Origin of the sequence: Mesorhizobium sp. B2-9-1 (genome assembly GCF_006439455.1) — a bacterium.
Taxonomy (GTDB): Bacteria; Pseudomonadota; Alphaproteobacteria; order Rhizobiales; family Rhizobiaceae; genus Mesorhizobium.
Genome location: NZ_VFTP01000002.1, coordinates 1 through 19,754, shown reverse-complemented (window position 1 = coordinate 19,754; position 19,754 = coordinate 1). Strand labels below are relative to the sequence as shown.

Here is a 19,754-nt window from a genome sequence, read left to right as displayed (position 1 = left end):
TTCGCCGTTTCACGGAAACGGCAAATCGCTCTAACTCTCTGATTTTACGCAATTCCGGACGGAAAACCGCTCACACTTTTCCTGGAATTGCTCAAGCGAAGGCTGACGATCATGGTCACGGTTCAGGAAAAGCTCGTTTCCACCCCGGCACAGGGCTGGTTTTTCACGCTCGTGCGGGAATTTGCAAGGTTTTCGGGCCGCAGGCGCGGCTATCTCGATGTCCGGGAATTTTCCGAGCATCTGCAGCGCGACATGGGTTTTCTCGACGGCAACGATCCGCGCGGCCGCTCGCAATAGCCGGCACTTTTTATTGGCAATCAGCCGGCAAGCAGTGCTTCGGCCGTGCGTTCGTCGGTGATGAGACCGTTGACCAGCCGGCGATTGACGGCGGCCAGGATGCCCGCCAGCTTGCGTTCGCCCATGGCCAGAGCGATGACCAACGATCTTTCCCGCGACGGCAGCGCGGCGGAAGACACGCGGTCGTTGGTGATGCCTTCGATCATGCGGCCTTCGCGGTCGTACACCCAGCCGACGATCTCGGCGATGCCGCCTGCCTTCTGCAGCGCCTTCAACTCGTTTTCGGAAATGAAGCCGTCCTCGTAGAGCGGGGCCTTGGGCCCGAGATCTCCGATGCCGACGAAGGTGACATCGGCCTCGGCCGCCAGCGCCAATGTAGGCTGGATCATCGGCTGGTTGAGCAGCATCTCGCGCTCTTCCGGCGAGGATGCAATGACCGGCAGCGGCATCGGGAAGGACCGCGCCTTGACGCGGTCGGCCATGGTGAAGATGACGTTGTAAAAGGCTGCCGAGCCGTCGGGCGAGATATTGCCGGTCAAGGACACGACCTTGTGCTGCGGGCAGTCCATCGGCGGCAGTTGCTCGATCGCCGCCTTCAGCGTGCGCCCGGTGCCGATCGCCATGACGATGGGAGCCTCGGAGCGCAGCCGGCGTTCGATCTCGGCCGCGGCCGCCTCGGCGATGCCGATCGTCGTCGAACTCGAGGTCGGATCGCTCGGCACCACTTCGACAAGGTCGAGCGCGAAGCGCGACTTCAGCCGCGCGGCGAGGTCCAGACAGTTGGCGATCGGATGATCGACCCGCACCTTGATCAGGCCCTCCGACATGGCGAGCGATACCAACCGCTGCGCCGTCTGCCTGGAGATGCCCAGTTTGGCGGCGATCTGGTCCTGCGTGTTGCCGGCAACATAATAGAGCCAGCCGGCGCGCGCGGCGTCGTCCAACCTGGTGCTGCCGATTTCCTGTCGCGAATTCACGTCCTGCCTCCCAGCCCGCAAGAATGTTGAAACGGGCGCCATAGCTTACAGCGATTGCGCCGACGCGCAATTGTCTATCGAAAGAGCAATTGCTTGGAAGCTTTCCTGATCCCCGAAGGATCAATCCGCCGCTTGCCCAACCATTTGCCGGCGGGACGGTTTATCTCCACAGGGAAACCGATTAAGGGGATCGGCGAAGGGAGTCGCGCATGGTGCCGAAAGCCGTTTTCTGGGATATGGACGGGACGCTGGTCGACAGCGAGCCGCTGCACGAGGCGGCACTTGTGGCGGCGCTGCGCAGCGTCGGCATCGCCCCGCCGCCCGACCTGCATCAGCGCGTGCTGGGCATCGCGGCATGGCCGGTCTACGAAATGTTGCGCGACGAGTTCGGCCTCGCCCTGCCCTTCGACGACTGGATCGTGCGCAAATACGATCACTATCTGCCGCTGGCCGAAACGCTGAAGCCACGCCCCGGCGCAATCGAAGTGTTCAACGAATTGCGCGCGCTCGACGTCGAGCAGGCGGTGGTGTCCAACTCCGACCGGCTGATCGTCGACGCCAATCTGCGCGCCGTCGGCCTCACCTATCCGGGCATGATGACGGTCAGCCGCAACGACGTGATCGACGGCAAGCCGCTTCCCGAACCATTCCTGCGCGCCGCCTATCTCGCCGGCGTCGATCCGGCGGATGCCTTTGCCGTCGACGACAGCCTGACAGGCGCCATGGCCGGACTGGCGGCGGGCATGAAGACGATCTTCTGGCCGGAGGCGCCGATGGAAGGCCCGGCCGGCGCGATCGTCATCAACAGCGCCGGAGAGCTGCGGGCGCAACTGGGGCTCTGAGCAGCTTCAGACGTCGGCGCCGCCCCTCATCCGCCTGCCGGCACCTTCTCCCCGTGAAACGGGCTACGACATGCACATATTTCCAAGCGGCTGGCCTTTGGCGATAACGTGCATGGCAGCTTGGCGCATGCATTGTCTTATGTAGCGCCGGTCGACCCCCACTCCGTCTCTGCTTCGCCGAGCCACCTCTCCCCCGATCGACGGGGTAGAGGAAGAGCGCCAAGCTTTTTGCCGTCAATGCTCGTCCAGCGACGCTCCGTTCCTTTCCCTCCGGAGGGGGGAAAGGTGGCGCTGCGAAGCAGCGACGGATTGGGGGAACCACGTGGCAATCAAGCCTCGGCCTGATCAGTCACGCCAGGCACAGAAGGTGTGTGCATGGCGTAGCCGGGGGAGCATCAATTCCGGTAGACCGGCTCTTCCTCGTCGAGGATCGCCTTCAGCTCGGCAAGGTGACGCTCTGCCTGGCCTGGATAATCGTCCATCTCGCGCGCGGTCTTCTCGGCGATTTCGTCGGAAAGCGTGCGCAGCGGGCGGCCGGTCCACAGCGCCTTGATGTAGGTCTCGGCGGCGCGTTCGAAATAGAACATGCGGTTGAAGGTGTCGGCGACGGTGTCGCCGATGACCATGACGCCGTGATTGCCCATGACCATCACCTTGACCTTGGGGTCGGTGAGAAGCTGCGAGCAGCGCTCGCCCTCCTCCTCGAAGGCCAGACCGCCATAATTGGCGTCGACAACATGGCGGTTGAAGAACATGGCCGAGTTCTGGTCGACCGGCGGCAGCGTCGAATCGGCGAGCGAAGCAAGCACGGTGGCGTGGATTGAATGGACATGCATGGCGCAGCGCGCATGCGGGACGTTGCGGTGGATGGCGCCGTGCAAGCCCCAGGCGGTCGGGTCGGGCGCGTTGGGGCCGGACAGCGTGTCCGGATCGTTGGCGTCGATCAGCAGCAGGTCGCTCGCCTTGATGCGCGAGAAATGCACCTGGTTGGGATTCATCAGGAACTTCGTGCCTTCGTCGTTGACGGACAACGAGAAGTGGTTGGCCACCGCCTCATGCATGTTGAGCCGCGCCGTCCAGCGGAAGGCGGCGGCGAGATCGACCCGCTCCTCATAATAGGGCAGGTTGCTCAGCGGTTCCTTGTGCAGGCGGGCAAGGCTCATCGAATATCCTCCGCTTTGGTTTGTTTTCCGAGAATGCCGCGCATGGCGGCTGCCAGCAACCGATAAACGCTGGTTCAGCGGATCAAGCCGCCGGGCGCGCCGACTGCAGCCCGCCCTGCTCGACGATGAAGTCGATCACTTCCTGCAAACCCTTGCCGCGCGAAAGGTCGGTGAAGCCGAACGGCCTTTTGCCGCGCATGCGGCCGGCGTCGCTCTCCATGACATCGAGGTTGACGTTCACATAGGGCGCCAGATCGCTCTTGTTGATGATCAGGAAATCCGAGCGGGTGATGGCCGGGCCGCCCTTGCGCGGGATCTCCTCGCCCTGGCAGACCGAGATGACATAGAGGGTCAAGTCGGCAAGGTCGGGCGAGAAGGTGGCTGCGAGATTGTCGCCGCCGGATTCGATGAAGATGATGTCGAGATCGGGGAATTTCTTGTTCAGCTCGGCGATGGCGCGCAAATTGATCGAGGCGTCCTCGCGGATGGCGGTGTGCGGACAGCCGCCGGTCTCGACGCCGACGATGCGCTCTTCGGGTAATGCTTGTAGCCGCGCGAGCATCATAGCGTCTTCCTTGGTGTAGATGTCGTTGGTGACGACGGCGATCGAAAAATCGTCGCGCAACGCCTTGCAGAGCTTTTCCGTGAGCGTCGTTTTGCCGGAGCCGACCGGCCCGCCGATGCCGATGCGAAGAGGACCGTTTTTCGACGTCATGCCGGAAACTCCGTGATGGCAAGAATTGCGAAGCCTGCCCCGATCAAGAGGCAAAGCGGCGAATAAAGGCTTTGGTCAAGCCGCGCGAAAGGCTGTTCAGGCGCAAGCCGGCGCCACCAGGGCGTGAAGCCGGCGATACCGCGACCGAGGAAGACGAGGCCGATCATCAATGCCGAGGCCGCCAGGCCCTCTCTTGGAAAGGGCGTTGCAAAGACGCCCGCGAGCGCCAGCGGCCAGAGCGTCGCGAGCACGAGGCAAGCGGCGACGGCAAAACTCGCGAAGGACGACGGCATCGCGTCGACGCCGCGGAAACCGACGACGGCGCGGGCGCAGGATGCCTGGTCCGTGCCCGGCCAGATGCCACCTATGCCCCAATAGACATGCAGCGCTGTGATCAGGAGCAGGACGAAGGAGAGGATGACGGCAAGGATGGTCATGAGCGGAACAGCCTGGAGTACTGCGTCTCATGCTGCATCGCCATGATGTCGGACATGAAGGCCGCGCCGCCCAGATCGTCCAGGCTGGAAGCGGCGGCGCGCGATGCGGTCGCCAGCGCCAGAGGTTCGAAGCCGGCTAACAATGTGACGACGTCGACCTGGCCGACGATACCCAACCTGATTGCCGCCTGCAGGAGGTTGGAGAAGAAAGCCTGCACGAAGGCGGAGAGCGCCTCCGAAAGGCCGATGCCGCTGCCGCCCGCAACGGCGCCGACTGCTACGCAATAGGGGCAATCGGCCGGCAGGCGCTCCAGCGCTCCAGACGACCAGGCCGACGCCGCCTGGAGAAAGGCCGTGCCCTGCAGCATGGTTTCCATGTGCCGCTCCTGCGACCCGGCAAGCGCTTCGGCCAGCGCTGCTGTCTCCTGGAGATCGCCGCCGTCACGTCCGCGCCGCCAGCTTTCGGCGAAGAGCACGGCGTCGTTCCAGCCCGAGCCGATCTCGACCAGCGTCTCCAGCCAGCCGGAGAGATCGTCGCGATCCGCGATCAGCCCATCCTGCACGGCGCGCTCGATCCCGTGGCTGTAAGAGAAGCCACCGACCGGAAAGGAAGGCGACAGCCAAGCCATCAGCCGCAGCAGCGCGATGCTGGAAAGCTCCTCAGTCATGATGATGGTGGTGGCCGTGGTCGTGATGATGGTGATCGTCATGATTGTGATCATGGTGATCGTGGTCGTGGTCATGCGAATGGCCGTGGTCGCTGCCATGTCCGGAATAGGCGCCGCGCACCGGGCTGAACGGCTGCGAAACCTCGTTTACAGTGGCGCCGAGGCCTTCGAGCATCGCCTTGATGACGTGGTCGCGCAGGATGAGGATGCGGTCCGCCTCGATCGCCGCGGCGAGGTGACGGTTGCCGATGTGCCAGGCGAGCTCGGCGAGATGAACCGCGTCGCGGGCGCGGATGTCGTAGACCTCCTCCGGTGCCGCGACGATCTCGAGCTGGCGGCCATCCTCCAGCACCAGCCGGTCGCCATTGCCGAGCGCCACCGGCTCGGGCAGGTCGACCAGCACCTTTTCGCCACCCGCCGTCTCGATGGCGCGGCGACGCAGATGCCGCTCGTCATGCGGCAGCACGGCCCTGTCATAGGTTGACGTCGAACCGGCCTCGCCGGCTGGCAGCACCGAGACGGCGCGCGGGAATTTGGTGAAATCGGTGGTGATGTTGAGTTTCATTTCATGGCTCCGCCATTGGCTTGCGCCCTTGCACGGGCGGGGCGCTGAACGACACGGTCGAAATAGGCGTTGACGCGCTCGGAATCGATCGGGAAACGGCCGGCACGCGCCCAGCCGCCAATATCGCCCAGCAACACGTCGACCGCCGAGAAGCGGTCGCCCAGCGCAAAGGCCCTGTCGCCAAGCCGGCGATCCAGCGCCTTTATTTCGGATGCGAAATCATAGGCCGCGGCCGGGCCGACATCGACCCGCACATCCCTGGGCAGCAGGAAGCGGTGGCGCAGCTTGTTCCAAAGCGGCGCTTCCAATTCGCTCTGGGCGAAATGCATCCAGGAATCCATCTCGGCGCGGCCGGCGAGACCCGGATTGGCGCCCATGCCTTTATCGGCGTGCTTATCCGCCAGATAGACGCAGATCGCCGCCGAGTCGGTCACCTTGAGGTCGCCGTCGATCAGGATCGGCACCTTGCCAGACGGGTTGAGCGCATAGGCCTCCGGCGAGCGCAGTCTCACCTCGACGAACTCGTAGGGCTGCCCGAGCTCCTCCAGCATCCAGAGCACCCGGCTGACCCGGGAGCCGCGCGATCCGACGGCCTTGTACATGGTTGAGTCCTGCATTTGCCCAAATCCTAGATCAATGCAAGGATCAACCCAATGGCGGTTAAACGATGGTGTCGAAGAGCCGCAGGATGAACGATATCTGATAGATCAGCGCGGCCGCGACGAAGGCGATGTGGAAGCGGCGGTCGCGCACCAGGATCGCGACGACACAGAGCGCGACGAAGACCGGCGTTCGGAACAGATACTCATTGCCGAAGCGGGCAAAGTGCTCGGCGCCTTTGAGCAACGTGTCGACCACGTCGAGCAGATACGTCGCCGCCAGCAGCCCAAAGAACCAGCCGCGGCGCGAGTAAAAATAGTCCTCGTAGCTGGTGTAATCGAGCATCGAATCCGGAAACAGCAGCGCGCAGAGCAGGAACAGCGTGATGGCGTAGAAGATGATGAAAAGATATTTGCCGAAGGTCCAGTTCTCGATGGCGTAGAGCCCGAACTCCCACCACCAGAAGTGCACCAGCATCAACAGCACCGAGGCGACCCAGGCGAGGTGCACCGCATAGAGCCTGTACTGACCGGGGTGCTGGACGATGCGGGCCGTTCCCGAAAGCAGCCGCGTGACGCCGAGGCCGATCACCATGCCCATGACGATGCGGATATGCGGGAAGATGTCGTGGGGAGAGGCGATTTCTGTGGGCATGCGTAATCACAATGCGGGCTTATAGTGGGCCGCTTATCGGCATCTGGATCATCGGGGAACCCGCGTCCCTATCCGCGAGTGAGTTGATCCGGCGACCACGGAGCGCCGGGGAGGAAATCCTGATCGAGAACGTCGGCGATTCGATAAGGACAATCGAGCGGGAAATGCTTTCCAGGCAGGCCCGTTTCGTCAATTGCATTCAGCCGCGCAAACTCAAATTCGCTAGCAAGTTGAGTTTGCGGATAGGCTTTCAAGCTCGGACTCTCGTCGATCAGTTTTTTGATGTGATGCCGTTGTTCGCGGATGGTGAGTAACCAGCCAGTCTTGCGCATTTCCTGCTGGAATTCCCATTTGAGCAAATGCAAGAGCAAGGTGCCAAGTCTGTTCGCAATTTGCCTCTTGTCACTCCGCCCCAAGCTCTCGATCTCCTCCGCTAAATTCTCGCGATCGAGGTCGGAGAGACGACCTTCGCGCAACAGCGCGCCTTGCTCGGCGCACCACTGAGCGTAGTCCGTCTCAATGGGTGTAGACTTATGCCGACGTTGTATCTGAATTTTATTCATACTCGCATAATGCGCCGTTTTCGATCTTAAGCCAATGGCAGGTGACTTTGCGGCCTAAAGGTCAAAACAGAAAATACCGCTGCGCCATCGGCAGCACGGTCGCCGGTTCGCAGGTCAGCAACTCGCCGTCGGCGCGCACTTCGTAGGTCTCGGGATCGACCTCGACATGCGGTGTGGCGTCGTTGAGCACCATGGAATGCTTGCCGATGCCGCCGCGCGTGTTCTCGACCGCGATCATCGCCTTGTCGACGCCTAGCCTGCCTTGCAGGCCGGCGTCGAAGGCGGCCTTGGAGACAAAGGTCACCGACGAATTGGTCAGCGCCTTGCCATAGGCGCCGAACATCGGCCGGTAATGCATCGGCTGCGGCGTCGGGATCGAGGCGTTCGGGTCGCCCATTGGGGCAGCGGCGATCGAGCCGCCGACCAGCACCATCTCCGGCTTGACGCCGAAGAAGGCAGGGTTCCACAGCACCAGATCGGCGCGCTTGCCGACCGTGATCGAGCCGATCTCCTTCGACAGGCCGTGCGCGATGGCCGGATTGATGGTGTATTTGGCGATGTAGCGGCGGACGCGGAAATTATCGTTGTCGCCGGTCTCGTCAGGCAGCGCACCGCGCTGGCGCTTCATCTTGTCGGCGGTCTGCCAGCAGCGGATCGCCACCTCGCCGACGCGGCCCATGGCCTGGCTGTCGGAGGAGATGATCGAGAAGGCGCCGATGTCGTGCAGTATGTCCTCGGCGGCGATCGTCTCCTTGCGGATGCGGCTTTCGGCAAAGGCGATGTCCTCCGGGATCGACGGCGACAAATGGTGGCACACCATCAGCATGTCGAGATGCTCGGCCAGCGTGTTGACCGTGTATGGCCGGGTCGGGTTCGTCGAGGACGGGATGACGTTGGGCAGGCCGCAGACCTTGATGACGTCGGGCGCGTGGCCGCCGCCGGCGCCCTCGGTGTGGAAGGCGTGGATGGTGCGGCCCTTGATGGCCGCCACCGTGTTCTCGACGAAGCCCGATTCATTCAGCGTGTCGGTGTGGATCATCACCTGGACGTCGTAATCGTCGGCGACCGACAGGCAGCAGTCGATGGCGGCCGGGGTCGTGCCCCAGTCCTCGTGCAGCTTCAGCGAGCAGGCGCCGGCCAGCACCATCTCTTCAAGCGCCGCCGGCTTTGACGCATTGCCCTTGCCCGACAGGCCGATATTCATCGGAAAGGCATCGAAGGACTGGATCATGCGCGCCATGTGCCAGGGTCCCGGCGTGCAGGTGGTGGCCAAAGTGCCATGCGCCGGGCCGGTACCGCCGCCAAGCATGGTGGTGACGCCGCTCATCAGCGCTTCCTCGATCTGCTGCGGGCAGATGAAGTGGATATGCGCGTCGAATCCGCCGGCCGTCAGGATCCTGCCCTCGCCGGCGATGATCTCGGTGCCGGGGCCGATGATGATGGTGACGCCGGCCTGCGTGTCCGGATTGCCGGCCTTGCCGATGGCGGCGATGCGGCCATCCTTCAGGCCGATATCGGCCTTGACGATGCCGGTGAGCGCATCGACGACCAGCGCATTGGTGATGACGGTATCGACCGCGCCGCCGGCCCGCGTCACCTGGCTTTGGCCCATGCCGTCGCGGATGACCTTGCCGCCGCCGAATTTCACTTCCTCGCCGTAAACGGTGAGGTCCTTTTCCACCTCGATGAAGAGCTCGGTGTCGGCAAGCCGCACCTTGTCGCCGACCGTCGGTCCATACATCTGCGCATAGGCGGCGCGGCTTATCATGGCCATCAGCGATTGCTCCCGAAATTCAGGTTGAATGAACGCGAGGTGCACATTGTCGCCACCCAATGGTCACGCAATGACCCGCTTAGGAACACCTTGCGCTCCCATTTGGCGGTTGAGGTGCCCCGGTCAGCCCAAAAGGACCGTTTGCCAAACCGATGGAAGGAATATCCATGCTCAAAGCGATTCTTCTCGCCGCAACCGCCACCACCTTGATGGCGGGCACTGCCAATGCCCAGCAGCAGCCGACGCCGCAGCCCAGTCCCGCGCCGACCGCGCCCGCCGCGCCGAAGGCCCAGTCCGCGGCGCCGGCGATCCAGAGCGTCAATGTCGTCGACATTACCGAACTGCCCAAGGACACGCAGACGCAGGTCAACCAGATCGTAGCGCAGCGCGGCGATGCCGGCCTGCAGACATTGCGCAAGTCGATCGACGCCACGCCCAAGGTCAAATCCGCGCTCGAAGCCAAGGGCATGAGCTCCGCGCAGGTGATCGCCGCAAGCATGCAGCCCAATGGCGCGCTGACGCTGATTACCAAGAAGGCGAGCTGACTGCACGCCCAGGCGGGCCGCCTTGCGGTCCGCCAACCATATTTTGAAGGAAAAGCGGGCCGCGTCACGGTCCGCCTGCCGGCTTTTGAAGGGAACCTCCGGCCAAGCAGGACCGTTTCGCTGTTTTCGCCCCGCCACGGGTTCAGTCAGGAGCGAGCGATGGCGAAAGCCCCGCGTTTTAAAAGATGGAGTTCCGCGGTTGCCGCCACGCTTTTCATGGCCGCGCCCCATGCGGCGCTCGCGGCGCAGCCGCTGGACAACGACAGGCCTGCCGCGGCAATCGTCGATTCCGATGTCCGGCAGGAAGAGGCCCTTTCCTCGACGGAGGCCGGAAAGGTCATCACGGCCATCGACCGCACCCGCGACAACATCGGCACGGTGCGCAAGACCACCAAGCTCGATACGGTCGACATCGTGTTCCTGACCGACGCGGCGCGCAGCGAGGGCGGGCCGCCGCCGGCGATAGAGAACAAGGTGAAGCAGCATCAGGAGGATGTCGCCGAACTGCGCCAGGAGATCGAGGCGAACGCCTTGCTCTTCAACGCGATCGATTCGCGGCGCGTGCAGGCCGAGGACGTGCTCGCCGTAGAGTTCGACAATCCGGGGAAGGTCGTCATCTATGCCGCCGCCAAGCCCCCGAAGTGATGTGAGCGCGCCGGCGGACCTCACAGCTTGCCCATCACCTTTTGCTGGAAGCCATAGACCTCGCGTTTGCCGCCCAGCGGCACCAGCGTGACGTCGCGCTCCTGCCCGGGCTCGAAGCGCATGGCCGTGCCGGCGGCGATGTCGAGCCGCATGCCGCGCGCGCGCTCGCGGTCGAATTTCAGGCCCTCATTGGTCTCGTAGAAATGATAGTGGCTGCCGACCTGGATCGGCCGGTCGCCGCTGTTGGCGACCTTGAGCGTGACCGTCGGCAGCCCCTTGTTGAGCTCGATCTCGCCCTTGGCCGCGATGATTTCGCCGGGGATCATCGCGCCCTCACAACACGCCGAAGGCGAGGCCGACGCCGGCCGCCGCGCAAGCCGCACCTGCAGCGCGCGCCAGGCTGCGGAAGCGCATGCCGAGGCTGAGGGCCGCCGCGATGCCCACGGCATGGAGAAGGGCCGTCGCGGCGGCGAAGCCCGCAATGTATTCCAGCCCGCCGGCATTTTCGGGCACTTCGGTGCCATGGGCATGGCCATGGAACAGCGCGAACAGACCGATGACCGCGATCCCGGTCGAGACCGGCAGGTCGATCGCCAGCGCCACCAGCAGGCCGAGCGTCACCATGGAAGCGAGGATGCCCGGCTCGACGAAAGGCATCGGCACATGCAGCATGCCGAGCACGCCGCCGGCCAGCATCACGCCGACAAAGGCCAGCGGCCAGGCCCAGAGCGCCTTGCCGCCCTTCAGCGCCGCCCACACGCCGACGGCGATCATGACTGTCATGTGGTCGAGACCGGACAGCGGATGCGCGAAGCCGTCGGCGAAGGACGAGGTCGTGGCGATGCCGACATGGGCATAGGCCGGCATGGCGGCTGCCAGGAAAAGGATCGCGGCAAGCGTGGTACGTTTCGCCGAAGCGGGGATCATCTTTCTGCCCTTTCCAGTGCCCGTTAAGCGGCCTTGCGCGGGCCGCAGCCTTCGGCCTTGAGCACGCGTTTGGTCGACGGCGGATATTTCGTCAGCTTGGCCGCCGGCCGGATCGGCCGCGGCGCAAAATTGCCGCCGCAATTGGGGCAGACGCCGCCCAGCACATTGTCCACGCAGTCGGCGCAGAAGGTGCACTCGAAGGTACAGATCAGCGCATCGGCCGCTTCCGGCGGCAGATCCTTGTCGCAGCATTCGCAATTCGGCCTGAGCTCCAGCATCTGTATTCCTCCTCACCGGATCGGTTCATGCACGGTCACCAGCTTGGTGCCGTCGGGAAATGTCGCCTCGACCTGGACGTCATGGATCATCTCGGCGATACCGTCCATGACCTGGGCGCGGGTGACGACATGCGCACCCGCCTCCATCAGTTCCGCGACCGGGCGGCCGTCGCGCGCGCCTTCGACGACGAAGTCGGTGATCAGGGCGATGGCTTCGGGATGGTTGAGCTTGACGCCGCGCTCCAGCCGCTTGCGCGCCACCATCGCCGCCATGGCGATCAGCAGCTTGTCTTTTTCACGCGGTGTCAGGTTCATGCAACTTCCCGGCAATCGAAATCAGAGTGACCACAATTTAGGCAGGCCCGCCCGCCCATTGAGCAGTTCGACGAGCGGAACCAGCCGCTTGCGGAGCTGGTAGCCGTCGCCGGCACAAAGCCTCGCAAGAAGCTTGCCAGATCGGCCGACGCGCCAGAAACTGGCGCCGCCCCAACCACCGATGGCAGGGTCGCCGATGATGGCGCGGGCCGGCTCCAGCAGACTTTCCGCCTGCGGCGACACCAGCAGCAATGTGGCGACGGCAAGCGCGCCGCCGGTCGCCGCCGGCCGCTGGAGCGTTGCAGTGATATCCGGCCCGACGCGGAAATCCTCCGCATGGATCAGCGCGCCGCCCTGGCGGACCCGCCAGCGGTCATGGAAACTGCCATTGGTCGTCCGCTCACCCATCGCCAGCCGGCCGAACAGCGTGGCTTCCAGCACCAATGCCTCGGCATCGTCGCCAAGCTCGACGTCCAGCGTGCGGGCGAAGGCGGCGCGGTCGAAAACGATGGTTTCCTGCGGCAGCCAGGCGACGCGGCCGCCCGGACCGACCCGCAGACTGACGCTTGTCTCGGCCCTGTCGGCGGCGGCGCGATAGATCTTCTCGCAGGCCTGGGTGGTGATGGCGGCGGAGGCGTCTGCGCCGACCTCGACCGTCCAGCCGAGGCGATCGCCGCCGGTCAGCCCGCCGGCGGTGTTGATCAGCACCGCCTCGAGCGGATCGCCTTGCACCGCAGGCAGGCGGATCTTGGCCGATCCGTCCTGGTAGAGCCGCCGCAGGCGCGTCCGGCCGCCGCTCTTGCCGCAGAAAAGCCTGCCCAGGCCGGCAACACGTTGCGCGGCAGGCAAGGGAGGGGCGGCCAAAGGCGAGGCAGGCTGGGATGTCAAAGTGTTGCCGATTATGTCCACGATCCCAGGTTAAGCACTCCGGCGGCTTTGTCGATATCGCTTGTTGCTTGACATCGTTTCGGTTTCTATAGAGGGAAGCCACCTTGGAGCGGTCGCGCGGTGCCTGGCGAGGCAAGGGCAACGGCGTTAGTTGGGTCCGGGGATCAAAAAAAGAGGCGCTGATCAGTTGGCGTCGGGCAACGACAGGGAAGGAACCGAATGGCTGACCAGCTGACGACCGAGATCATCGAAAAGATCAAGGCGCATGCCGATACCGGCGGCGAGGAAATCACCGCCAGCACCGATCTCGGCACGCTCGGCATCCATTCGCTGGAGCTGACCGAGATCATCTTCGATCTCGAGGAAAAGTACGGCATCGAGATCGAGATGAACACGGTCGATGCCTGGAGCAACCTGAAGAACGTCGGCGACATGGTCGAGGCGGTTCGCGAACTGATCGCGAAAAAAGCCTGACTGCATGCAAAAACGCGTCGTCATCACCGGTATTGGCGGGATTTGCGGGCTCGGCAACGATGCGGCGGCGATATGGGACGCCATGCGCGCCGGCCGCTCGGCCATCGGCCCTATCGATAATCCGTCGCTGCATGACCTCAAGGTCAAGACCGGCTGCGAAATCAAGCAATTGCCGGACCACGGCATCGACCGCAAGCAGGTCGTGTCGATGGACCGCTTCAGCCTGCTGGCGGTGATCGCGGCGCGGGAGGCCATGCGACAATCGGGCCTGACCGCGCATGCCGACAACACCTACCGGATGGGCGCAATTGTCGGCATCGGCGTCGCGGGCTTCGAGACGATCGAGGAGAATTACCGCGCCATCCTGCTCGAAGGGCGCAACCGCGCCGCCATCTTCACCGTGCCGAAAGTGATGCCGGGCGCGGCCGCCGGCCAGGTCAGTATGAATCTCGGGTTGCGCGGCCCTGTTTTCGGCGCCACCTCGGCCTGCTCGTCGGCCAACCATGCGATCTCCTCGGCGGTCGACCAGATCAGGCTCGGCCGCGCCGACGTGATGGTCGCCGGCGGCACCGAAGCGCCGCTGGTGTGGGGCGTGCTGAAGGGCTGGGAGGCGCTCAGGGTGCTTTCGCCCGACACCTGCCGGCCGTTCTCGGCCGATCGCGCCGGCCTGGTGCTCGGCGAAGGCGCCGGCATGGCGGTGCTCGAAAGCTACGATCACGCGATGGCGCGCGGCGCCACCGTTTTGGCCGAGATCGCCGGCGTCGGGCTTTCGGCCGATGCCTCCGACATCGTCGCGCCGACCATCGAGGGACCGGAAGCGGCGATGCGTTTTTGCCTGGCGGATGCCGGACTCGGTCCGGAAGATGTCGACTACCTCAACGCGCACGGCACCGGCACCAAGGCCAACGACCAGATCGAGACCGCGGCGATCAAGCGCGTCTTCGGCGAGCATGCCCGTTCGCTTTCGGTGTCCTCGACCAAGTCGATGCATGCGCATTGCCTCGGCGCTTCCGGCGGGCTGGAGATGATCGCCTGCGTGATGGCGATCCGCGACGGCATCGTGCCGCCGACCGCCAATTACCGCGAGCCGGACCCGGATTGCGACCTCGACGTGACGCCGAACACGGCGCGCGAGCGCAAGGTGCGCGCGGCGCTCAGCAACAGTTTCGCCTTCGGCGGAACCAATGCAGTGCTGGCCTTCAAGGCGGTCTGACCGCGGCCGACCGGTTGACTGTGTGTCCATGCCCAAGCCGCTTGCCGGTGTATTGATCCCGACCGGCCGGGGTCCTAATTCTCCCTGACCCGCCGTGAGCGCCGCCCGCCGCCGATCCGCATCCGGAGTTTCCGATGACCGACCTGTCCGCCTTTCCGATCGCCAAGCGCTGGCCGGCCAAGCACCCCGAGCGCCTGCAGCTCTATTCCGCCACGACGCCCAACGGCGTGAAGGCGTCGATCGCGCTGGAGGAGATCGGCCTGCCCTATGAGCCGCATTATGTCGATATCGGCAAGAATGAGAGCTGGACGCCGGAATTCCTGTCGCTCAATCCGAACGGCAAGATACCGGCGATCATCGATCCGGACGGTCCGGGCGGCAAGCCGATCGGCTTGTTCGAATCCGGCGCCATCCTGCTCTATCTGGCCGACAAGACCGGCAAGCTCATTCCCGCCGATCCGGCGCGGCGCTACGAGACGATCCAATGGGTGTTCTTCCAGATGGCGGCGATCGGCCCGATCTTCGGGCAGGTCGGCTTCTTCCACAAATTCGCCGGGCGCGAGATTGCCGACAAGCGGCCGCTGGAGCGTTATCGCGACGAGTCGCGGCGGCTGATCGGCGTTATGGAAACGCGCCTGAAGGGCCGCAAGTGGATCATGGACGACGACTACACCATCGCCGATGTGTCGATGCTGGGCTGGGTGCGCAACCTGATCGGCTTCTACGAGGCGCGCGACCTGGTCGGTTTCGACGATTTCCCGGCCGTTGCCGAGTGGCTGGAGCGTGGCCTGGCACGGCCGGCGGTGAAGAGGGGCCTGGCCATCCCGACGAAGGGCTGAGGCAGCTTCGGGAAACGTGCAGCGGTGGGCGCAACAAAAAAAGCCCTGCGGGCGCGCTTGACTGAGGTCGATCGCGGCCCATGCCGGGCTGGTTTCGACGCTCGGCGAAAAGGCGCTTTGGCTGAAGGTGGCGGTGGGCTAAGCGGGCGGCTAGCGCCCACGTTGGAGATTAGCCGAAACCCCCGTGACGTCGTCATACTCGGGCTTGACCCGAGTAGCCATCCCGTGGCTCTTGCCGTAAGGTGCAACGGTGCAGAATTCTGTAACCGCAGCAACGCTCTAGCGTCACGGCATGGATTCTAGGGTCTGCGCGCGTCGCTTCGCTCCTTGCTCCGCCCTAGAATGACGACCGAGCTGTCGTGGTGGCCAATCGCGAAGGTCCGGCTCGGCGACTTCGCCGTCCGGAATCGCGTAAACGGCCTACTTCGCCTTGGCCTTGGCGCCGCCGCGGCCGAACACGGAAGCCGCGAGCCGCGCGGTGGCGACGACCGCTCCTGTGGCGACGCTGGCCACGGTGCGAATCGGCCCCGATTTTTTTGCCGGCGACTTGGCGTGTTTCGCGCTCTTGGCCGCGGCCTTGTGAGCCGCGCCAGGCGTCACTTTCTTTGGCGCCGCTTTGCCGAAAGCCGGCTTGGCATCGTTCGACCGCTCCGCGATCGCGGGGCCGGCGCCGGCCTTGGCCTGCGTTGCCCTGGATTGGTTGGCCCTGCTTTTCTTGGCCACGGGTTTTCTGCTGTTCGTTGCCATCTGACGGCTCCTGCATTCTCGGTTCGCAGTTTCGGAGGGAAAGCGTTCGCCCGCCTTCCTGGAATTGCTCCGGCGCCGGACAATTCGGGGTAGCGTCATAACGGCCTGAAAACCTTAAAGTTCCCGCCGGAAAATATTGAAAATTGAGCAGGTTAACCAATAACCAAGGAACCAACGACCATATCGGCCGGCCGGCGCCGCGCCAGCACCCGCTCGATGTTGGGCATGTCGTTGGAGGCAATCCAGGCGCGGGCGTCCTCGTCGGACTTGCCGTGCTCGCGCCAGCGCTCCATCAGGCGGCTTTCGAGCTCAGCCCTCGGCACGTCGACGAAGATGGTGAAATCGAACAAAGGCGCCAGCCGCGACCACGGCTCCTCGTCGAGCAGCAGATAGTTGCCCTCGACCAGGATAAACTTGGTGTCGGTGCCGACGATTTCGGCCGCCGCGCGCGACAGTTCCATGCTGCGGTCGAACACGGGAATCGCGATATCGGGCTCGCCCGAGCGGATGCGCTTCAAGAGCGTCTCGAAACCGGCGAAATCGAACGTTTCCGGCGCGCCCTTGCGGGGTCGCAGGCCGCGGCGGTTGAGAATGATATTGTCATAATGAAAGCCGTCCATCGGTACGACCTCGGATGTGCCTTCCGGCAGCAGCTCATGCAATGCAGCGGACAGTGTCGACTTGCCGGAGCCGGGCGGACCGGCAATGGCGACGACGAAGCGCCTGGCTCCGCCGGCGCGCTTGAAGATGGCGGCTGTGATATGGGCGATCTCGGACATCGGCGGCTTTCCGGCTGCGGTTCAGCCGACATCTTGGCGGGTGTCGGCGGAAAATTCAAACCTCGTTCCGAAGTTTAGGCGGCCTGCGCACCTTCGAGGTTAGCCGAGGTGTCCATCCTCGTCGCCCTGGAATGACGAACTCTCAGGCGCTGGCCGAGGTCTCAATCAGGAACCGAGCGGCCGATGCGCAGGAACCCGCCGTCGAACGGCACCTCCCGCGCTGCCCCGCCGGCAGCGAGGACACGCAGGCGGTCGGGCGCCGATTCCAAGCCGCTCGGCGGCTCCACGTCCGCGAACGGAACCGCGCCGATGATATGGCGGAACGACACCGACCGTCCTCCGGCGAGCGCAAAGGCTGTGGCCACGCCTTCATGCTTCAACCAGTTGTCGCCGAGCGAAGCGGCGTGGCCGACGGCCGCGCGGCCATCCTCGACGCCGAGCACGCCGACGTGACGGCCGCTCCAGGGCGCGTAGTCGCGGCCGCCATTCGAGAACCACAACATGGTGACCGGCAGCTCGGCCGGGTTCTTCAGCACCAGAACCAGATCCTGCTCGGCGCGGCGGGCAATCGCCGTCCAGCCCGGGCCGCTGTGATCCGCCTCGACCAGGGTGATGAAATCCTCGCGCCTGTCCTCCATGCGGTAGTCGGTGAGGTCGGTTGTGCCGCCGGCGGCGAGCGGGACCTTTGTGAGGTCGGTGGCGCGAGCCGGATAGGCCAGCATGAAGCGGCCGCGCGCCGGATCGGGCTCCGGCGGCATCGGCGGCGTGACGGCCATGCGCTTCGGCGAGAAGGCGAGCCGGCCGCCGCCCGCCATCGCAGTCATCGGATGATGGGCGACGGAAATCGCGCCGGCGCCGCCGGAAAAGATGTGCTCCTGGTAGAGGAAAGGATGGCTGTCGCGCAGCGTGAAGACCTTGTCGACAGTGGCACCCATGACCTTGCGGCGCAGCCGGAAGACGGCGCGCCAGCCTCCGGGAACCGCGCCGTTGTCGACGACGTCCCACTCGCTGTTGGCCGGCCAGCCATGCAGGGGCGCGGTCTCGACGTCGCTGGTGGAGAAAGGTGCGCAGAGAAAGTCGCCTGAGAGCCGCACCGTGCCTTCGGGGAGGTTCGCGGGCAATGTCTCGCGCGGCGAGCCGACCCAAGGCGCGCGGTGCAGGGGCTTCAGGAGGCGGCCTTCGGCCTCGACCTCCATGGCACTAATGTGACCGACTGCGAGATCGAGCGAAACCGAGATGCCCTTTGCGCCGATGGTGAGCGTGTCCATGAATACCTCTCCCCGAATCTTTCGGGCGCAAGAAAAGCCTGCGCGATGGCGGATGCGCAAGCGGGGCGATTGGCAATTTGCATCAGTTCCTCACCCTCCCCGTTGTGGCGAGGGTCGGCGAGCGATCGGAGCAAAGCGGAGACCGGTCGACGGGGTGGGGCTCAAAGAAAGAATTCTTTCGACCCCCAGCCCGATCCGCTACGCGGATCGATCCTCCCCACAAGGGGTCCCGCAAGGGGGAAACTGGCAGCTTCGGCGACAGCTCGAACCTCCAAAACCTGGGCAAATGCCTTATTGCCGCCGTTAACCCATTGGACGCGGCATATGCGGTACGTTAGCTTCGCCGCATCTCAGCAACAGCTTTAGAACCGTCTTGCCCCGTCCCTTCCCTTTCCTTCAGAAACTCATCGCCGCGATGACCCTGCTCCTGCTCGTCGCCGGCTGCACCACGGCCGCGCCGCCGGAAAGCGTGCTCGCTGTCCCGGCGCAGCCGCAGAAATATGCGGCGATCGTGGTCGATGCCTCGACCGGCAAGACCTTGTTCGAGGTCAATTCGAGGTCGCAGCGCTATCCCGCGTCGCTGACCAAGATGATGACGCTCTACATGCTGTTCGAGGCGCTGGAGTCCGGCCGCGTCACCAAGCAGACGCAGATTCCGGTTTCCGACCACGCCGCCTCGCAACCGCCGACGAAGCTGCGCTTCCGGCGCGGCGAGACGATCGACGTCGATTCCGCCATCCGCGCCATGGTGGTGAAGTCGGCGAACGATGTGGCGGTGGCGGTGGGCGAGTATCTGGGCGGCGGCTCAGAGGACCAGTTCGCCGCCATGATGACCGCGAAGGCGCGCCAGCTCGGCATGACCGCCACCAATTTCCGCAATGCCTGCGGCCTGCCCGACGATGGCCAGGTGACCACGGCGCGCGACATGGCGGTGCTGGGCATGGCGCTGGAGCACCGTTTCCCGCAGCACTTCCACTATTTTTCGGAAAGCGACTTCATGTTCCGCGGCCGGCTGGTGCGCGGCCACAACGACATGCTGGGCCGCGTGCGTGGCGTCGACGGCATCAAGACCGGATACATTCGTGCCTCCGGCTACAACATCGTCACCTCCTACAATGCCGATGGGCGGCACCTGATCGTGGTGGTGATGGGCGCCGACAGCGCACGCCAGCGCAACGACCATGTCGAGGCGCTGATCCAGCGCAGCATGGGGCCGGCGATCGCCGATGCCGGCCAGCCCAGGCTGATGTATTCCGGGCAGCAGCCGAGCTCGCCGTTGCCCGGCATGGCGCCGCCGGACTCGGCTTTGCCAGGGCTGCTGGCACCGGGCTCCGCGACCCCTGCGTCGATGCAGGCTGGCCAGCCGGCGTCCGATCTGCCGTCGCCGGATTTGGCGTCGCCCACTTCGCCGCTGCTGCTGCCGGCGCAGTAGAGCGGGCTAAGAGGAGCGGCGCTGCCGCACTCTTTTCAGAATGGCGCGTGAAGGAGGGCGAAGCCGTTCTACCGTCATGTATGGACGGCCCCTTTTGGGCAAGAGGCAAAATGGCGGCAGCGGCGTAAGTCTGGAGCGGTCATGTATTC

The 19,754-nt window shown here is 64.6% G+C and carries 26 protein-coding genes; 8 read left to right on the top strand and 18 right to left on the bottom strand.

The features are described from left to right. The first annotated feature begins 111 nt into the window (after window positions 1-111). Entirely contained in the window at window positions 112-297 is a 186-nt protein-coding gene (locus FJW05_RS04360; RefSeq protein WP_140628312.1) for a hypothetical protein, read from the top strand. Window positions 298-317: 20 nt separating this feature from the next. On the opposite strand, the gene FJW05_RS04355 is transcribed toward FJW05_RS04360, so the two are convergent. Further along, on the bottom strand, window positions 318-1,274 hold the full coding sequence (locus FJW05_RS04355; protein ID WP_095768100.1) for a sugar-binding transcriptional regulator: 957 nt from the start codon (window positions 1,272-1,274) through the stop codon (window positions 318-320). A 209-nt stretch (window positions 1,275-1,483) separates the two neighbouring features. Here FJW05_RS04355 and FJW05_RS04350 point away from each other — a divergent pair, with 209 nt between their 5' ends. Then, the gene (locus tag FJW05_RS04350) at window positions 1,484-2,116 is read left to right on the top strand and encodes an HAD family phosphatase (RefSeq protein ID WP_140628308.1); all 633 of its coding nucleotides are present in this window, start codon (window positions 1,484-1,486) and stop codon (window positions 2,114-2,116) included. A 395-nt stretch (window positions 2,117-2,511) separates the two neighbouring features. Here the strand turns inward: FJW05_RS04350 and FJW05_RS04345 are convergent, their stop codons facing one another. From FJW05_RS04345 to ureC, 9 genes are all read right to left on the bottom strand, one after another. After that, the gene (locus FJW05_RS04345) at window positions 2,512-3,279 is read right to left on the bottom strand and encodes a class II aldolase and adducin N-terminal domain-containing protein (protein ID WP_140628305.1); all 768 of its coding nucleotides are present in this window, start codon (window positions 3,277-3,279) and stop codon (window positions 2,512-2,514) included. 82 nt (window positions 3,280-3,361) lie between these two features. After that, entirely contained in the window at window positions 3,362-3,994 is a 633-nt protein-coding gene (gene ureG, locus FJW05_RS04340; protein WP_140628301.1) for an urease accessory protein UreG, read from the bottom strand. After that, the gene (locus FJW05_RS04335) at window positions 3,991-4,431 is read right to left on the bottom strand and encodes a DUF3995 domain-containing protein (RefSeq protein WP_140628296.1); all 441 of its coding nucleotides are present in this window, start codon (window positions 4,429-4,431) and stop codon (window positions 3,991-3,993) included. Before FJW05_RS04335 ends, ureG begins: the two co-directional genes overlap by 4 nt. Beyond that, on the bottom strand, window positions 4,428-5,099 hold the full coding sequence (locus tag FJW05_RS04330; protein ID WP_140629705.1) for an urease accessory protein UreF: 672 nt from the start codon (window positions 5,097-5,099) through the stop codon (window positions 4,428-4,430). The genes FJW05_RS04335 and FJW05_RS04330 overlap by 4 nt, the downstream gene beginning before the upstream one ends. Continuing rightward, on the bottom strand, window positions 5,092-5,664 hold the full coding sequence (gene ureE / locus FJW05_RS04325; RefSeq protein ID WP_140628293.1) for an urease accessory protein UreE: 573 nt from the start codon (window positions 5,662-5,664) through the stop codon (window positions 5,092-5,094). The genes FJW05_RS04330 and ureE overlap by 8 nt, the downstream gene beginning before the upstream one ends. Further along, entirely contained in the window at window positions 5,661-6,281 is a 621-nt protein-coding gene (locus FJW05_RS04320; protein ID WP_246673207.1) for a glutathione S-transferase family protein, read from the bottom strand. Before FJW05_RS04320 ends, ureE begins: the two co-directional genes overlap by 4 nt. Before the next feature lie 43 nt (window positions 6,282-6,324). After that, window positions 6,325-6,918, bottom strand: a complete 594-nt coding sequence (locus FJW05_RS04315) for a hypothetical protein (protein ID WP_140546159.1) — start codon at window positions 6,916-6,918, stop codon at window positions 6,325-6,327. A 68-nt stretch (window positions 6,919-6,986) separates the two neighbouring features. Next, on the bottom strand, window positions 6,987-7,481 hold the full coding sequence (locus FJW05_RS04310) for a DUF29 domain-containing protein (protein ID WP_140628290.1): 495 nt from the start codon (window positions 7,479-7,481) through the stop codon (window positions 6,987-6,989). A 61-nt stretch (window positions 7,482-7,542) separates the two neighbouring features. Beyond that, window positions 7,543-9,258, bottom strand: coding sequence for an urease subunit alpha (gene ureC, locus FJW05_RS04305; RefSeq protein ID WP_181164865.1), 1,716 nt, complete (start codon window positions 9,256-9,258; stop codon window positions 7,543-7,545). Window positions 9,259-9,422: 164 nt separating this feature from the next. On the opposite strand from ureC, the gene FJW05_RS04300 reads away from it, so the two are divergent. Together FJW05_RS04300 and FJW05_RS04295 are read left to right on the top strand one after the other, a co-directional pair. Beyond that, entirely contained in the window at window positions 9,423-9,800 is a 378-nt protein-coding gene (locus FJW05_RS04300) for a hypothetical protein (protein ID WP_140546156.1), read from the top strand. Between the two features lie 159 nt (window positions 9,801-9,959). Beyond that, window positions 9,960-10,445 (top strand): hypothetical protein, encoded by a 486-nt coding sequence (locus FJW05_RS04295; RefSeq protein WP_140628281.1) that lies wholly within the window; start codon window positions 9,960-9,962, stop codon window positions 10,443-10,445. Between the two features lie 20 nt (window positions 10,446-10,465). Here the strand turns inward: FJW05_RS04295 and FJW05_RS04290 are convergent, their stop codons facing one another. Genes FJW05_RS04290 through FJW05_RS04270 form a run of 5 tightly spaced genes read right to left on the bottom strand, consistent with a single transcriptional unit; the run spans window position 10,466 to window position 12,814 of the window. Next, the gene (locus tag FJW05_RS04290) at window positions 10,466-10,771 is read right to left on the bottom strand and encodes an urease subunit beta (protein ID WP_140628276.1); all 306 of its coding nucleotides are present in this window, start codon (window positions 10,769-10,771) and stop codon (window positions 10,466-10,468) included. A gap of 7 nt (window positions 10,772-10,778) precedes the next feature. Continuing rightward, window positions 10,779-11,372: a HupE/UreJ family protein gene (locus FJW05_RS04285; RefSeq protein ID WP_140628272.1), complete on the bottom strand. Its 594-nt coding sequence runs from the start codon at window positions 11,370-11,372 to the stop codon at window positions 10,779-10,781. 23 nt (window positions 11,373-11,395) lie between these two features. After that, on the bottom strand, window positions 11,396-11,650 hold the full coding sequence (locus FJW05_RS04280) for a DUF1272 domain-containing protein (RefSeq protein WP_140628265.1): 255 nt from the start codon (window positions 11,648-11,650) through the stop codon (window positions 11,396-11,398). A gap of 12 nt (window positions 11,651-11,662) precedes the next feature. After that, the gene (locus FJW05_RS04275) at window positions 11,663-11,965 is read right to left on the bottom strand and encodes an urease subunit gamma (RefSeq protein WP_041003069.1); all 303 of its coding nucleotides are present in this window, start codon (window positions 11,963-11,965) and stop codon (window positions 11,663-11,665) included. Window positions 11,966-11,986: 21 nt separating this feature from the next. Next, window positions 11,987-12,814 (bottom strand): urease accessory protein UreD, encoded by an 828-nt coding sequence (locus tag FJW05_RS04270; RefSeq protein WP_246673206.1) that lies wholly within the window; start codon window positions 12,812-12,814, stop codon window positions 11,987-11,989. 258 nt (window positions 12,815-13,072) lie between these two features. On the opposite strand from FJW05_RS04270, the gene FJW05_RS04265 reads away from it, so the two are divergent. The 3 genes from FJW05_RS04265 (at window position 13,073) to FJW05_RS04255 (ending at window position 15,379) form a co-directional block, all read left to right on the top strand. Then, window positions 13,073-13,327, top strand: coding sequence for an acyl carrier protein (locus tag FJW05_RS04265; protein WP_041003067.1), 255 nt, complete (start codon window positions 13,073-13,075; stop codon window positions 13,325-13,327). Between the two features lie 4 nt (window positions 13,328-13,331). Then, entirely contained in the window at window positions 13,332-14,540 is a 1,209-nt protein-coding gene (locus FJW05_RS04260) for a beta-ketoacyl-[acyl-carrier-protein] synthase family protein (protein WP_140628262.1), read from the top strand. 134 nt (window positions 14,541-14,674) lie between these two features. Then, the gene (locus tag FJW05_RS04255) at window positions 14,675-15,379 is read left to right on the top strand and encodes a glutathione S-transferase N-terminal domain-containing protein (RefSeq protein ID WP_140628257.1); all 705 of its coding nucleotides are present in this window, start codon (window positions 14,675-14,677) and stop codon (window positions 15,377-15,379) included. 420 nt (window positions 15,380-15,799) lie between these two features. Here the strand turns inward: FJW05_RS04255 and FJW05_RS04250 are convergent, their stop codons facing one another. The 3 genes from FJW05_RS04250 to FJW05_RS04240 all read right to left on the bottom strand — a co-directional run bounded on the left by FJW05_RS04250 (window position 15,800) and on the right by FJW05_RS04240 (window position 18,173). Continuing rightward, window positions 15,800-16,126: a hypothetical protein gene (locus FJW05_RS04250; RefSeq protein WP_140628254.1), complete on the bottom strand. Its 327-nt coding sequence runs from the start codon at window positions 16,124-16,126 to the stop codon at window positions 15,800-15,802. A 152-nt stretch (window positions 16,127-16,278) separates the two neighbouring features. Further along, entirely contained in the window at window positions 16,279-16,905 is a 627-nt protein-coding gene (locus FJW05_RS04245; protein WP_140546147.1) for a nucleoside triphosphate hydrolase, read from the bottom strand. 161 nt (window positions 16,906-17,066) lie between these two features. Then, the gene (locus FJW05_RS04240) at window positions 17,067-18,173 is read right to left on the bottom strand and encodes a hypothetical protein (RefSeq protein ID WP_140546146.1); all 1,107 of its coding nucleotides are present in this window, start codon (window positions 18,171-18,173) and stop codon (window positions 17,067-17,069) included. A gap of 415 nt (window positions 18,174-18,588) precedes the next feature. On the opposite strand from FJW05_RS04240, the gene FJW05_RS04235 reads away from it, so the two are divergent. Further along, entirely contained in the window at window positions 18,589-19,605 is a 1,017-nt protein-coding gene (locus FJW05_RS04235; RefSeq protein WP_140546145.1) for a D-alanyl-D-alanine carboxypeptidase family protein, read from the top strand. Window positions 19,606-19,754: the final 149 nt, after the last annotated feature.

Excerpts from the sequence above, each read along its gene's own strand:
- FJW05_RS04360 (WP_140628312.1), top strand. The coding sequence starts at position 112 with ATGGTCACGGTTCAGGAAAAGCTCGTTTCCACCCCGGCACAGGGCTGG.
- ureG (WP_140628301.1), bottom strand. The coding sequence starts at position 3,994 with ATGACGTCGAAAAACGGTCCTCTTCGCATCGGCATCGGCGGGCCGGTC.
- FJW05_RS04335 (WP_140628296.1), bottom strand. The coding sequence starts at position 4,431 with ATGACCATCCTTGCCGTCATCCTCTCCTTCGTCCTGCTCCTGATCACA.
- FJW05_RS04235 (WP_140546145.1), top strand. The coding sequence starts at position 18,589 with ATGACCCTGCTCCTGCTCGTCGCCGGCTGCACCACGGCCGCGCCGCCG.
- FJW05_RS04285 (WP_140628272.1), bottom strand. The coding sequence starts at position 11,372 with ATGATCCCCGCTTCGGCGAAACGTACCACGCTTGCCGCGATCCTTTTC.
- FJW05_RS04260 (WP_140628262.1), top strand. The coding sequence starts at position 13,332 with ATGCAAAAACGCGTCGTCATCACCGGTATTGGCGGGATTTGCGGGCTC.
- FJW05_RS04310 (WP_140628290.1), bottom strand. The coding sequence starts at position 7,481 with ATGAATAAAATTCAGATACAACGTCGGCATAAGTCTACACCCATTGAG.
- FJW05_RS04240 (WP_140546146.1), bottom strand. The coding sequence starts at position 18,173 with ATGGACACGCTCACCATCGGCGCAAAGGGCATCTCGGTTTCGCTCGAT.
- FJW05_RS04250 (WP_140628254.1), bottom strand. The coding sequence starts at position 16,126 with ATGGCAACGAACAGCAGAAAACCCGTGGCCAAGAAAAGCAGGGCCAAC.
- FJW05_RS04290 (WP_140628276.1), bottom strand. The coding sequence starts at position 10,771 with ATGATCCCCGGCGAAATCATCGCGGCCAAGGGCGAGATCGAGCTCAAC.
- FJW05_RS04300 (WP_140546156.1), top strand. The coding sequence starts at position 9,423 with ATGCTCAAAGCGATTCTTCTCGCCGCAACCGCCACCACCTTGATGGCG.
- FJW05_RS04320 (WP_246673207.1), bottom strand. The coding sequence starts at position 6,281 with ATGCAGGACTCAACCATGTACAAGGCCGTCGGATCGCGCGGCTCCCGG.
- FJW05_RS04350 (WP_140628308.1), top strand. The coding sequence starts at position 1,484 with ATGGTGCCGAAAGCCGTTTTCTGGGATATGGACGGGACGCTGGTCGAC.
- FJW05_RS04345 (WP_140628305.1), bottom strand. The coding sequence starts at position 3,279 with ATGAGCCTTGCCCGCCTGCACAAGGAACCGCTGAGCAACCTGCCCTAT.
- FJW05_RS04255 (WP_140628257.1), top strand. The coding sequence starts at position 14,675 with ATGACCGACCTGTCCGCCTTTCCGATCGCCAAGCGCTGGCCGGCCAAG.
- FJW05_RS04265 (WP_041003067.1), top strand. The coding sequence starts at position 13,073 with ATGGCTGACCAGCTGACGACCGAGATCATCGAAAAGATCAAGGCGCAT.
- FJW05_RS04275 (WP_041003069.1), bottom strand. The coding sequence starts at position 11,965 with ATGAACCTGACACCGCGTGAAAAAGACAAGCTGCTGATCGCCATGGCG.
- FJW05_RS04280 (WP_140628265.1), bottom strand. The coding sequence starts at position 11,650 with ATGCTGGAGCTCAGGCCGAATTGCGAATGCTGCGACAAGGATCTGCCG.
- FJW05_RS04315 (WP_140546159.1), bottom strand. The coding sequence starts at position 6,918 with ATGCCCACAGAAATCGCCTCTCCCCACGACATCTTCCCGCATATCCGC.
- FJW05_RS04245 (WP_140546147.1), bottom strand. The coding sequence starts at position 16,905 with ATGTCCGAGATCGCCCATATCACAGCCGCCATCTTCAAGCGCGCCGGC.
- FJW05_RS04295 (WP_140628281.1), top strand. The coding sequence starts at position 9,960 with ATGGCGAAAGCCCCGCGTTTTAAAAGATGGAGTTCCGCGGTTGCCGCC.
- ureE (WP_140628293.1), bottom strand. The coding sequence starts at position 5,664 with ATGAAACTCAACATCACCACCGATTTCACCAAATTCCCGCGCGCCGTC.
- FJW05_RS04330 (WP_140629705.1), bottom strand. The coding sequence starts at position 5,099 with ATGACTGAGGAGCTTTCCAGCATCGCGCTGCTGCGGCTGATGGCTTGG.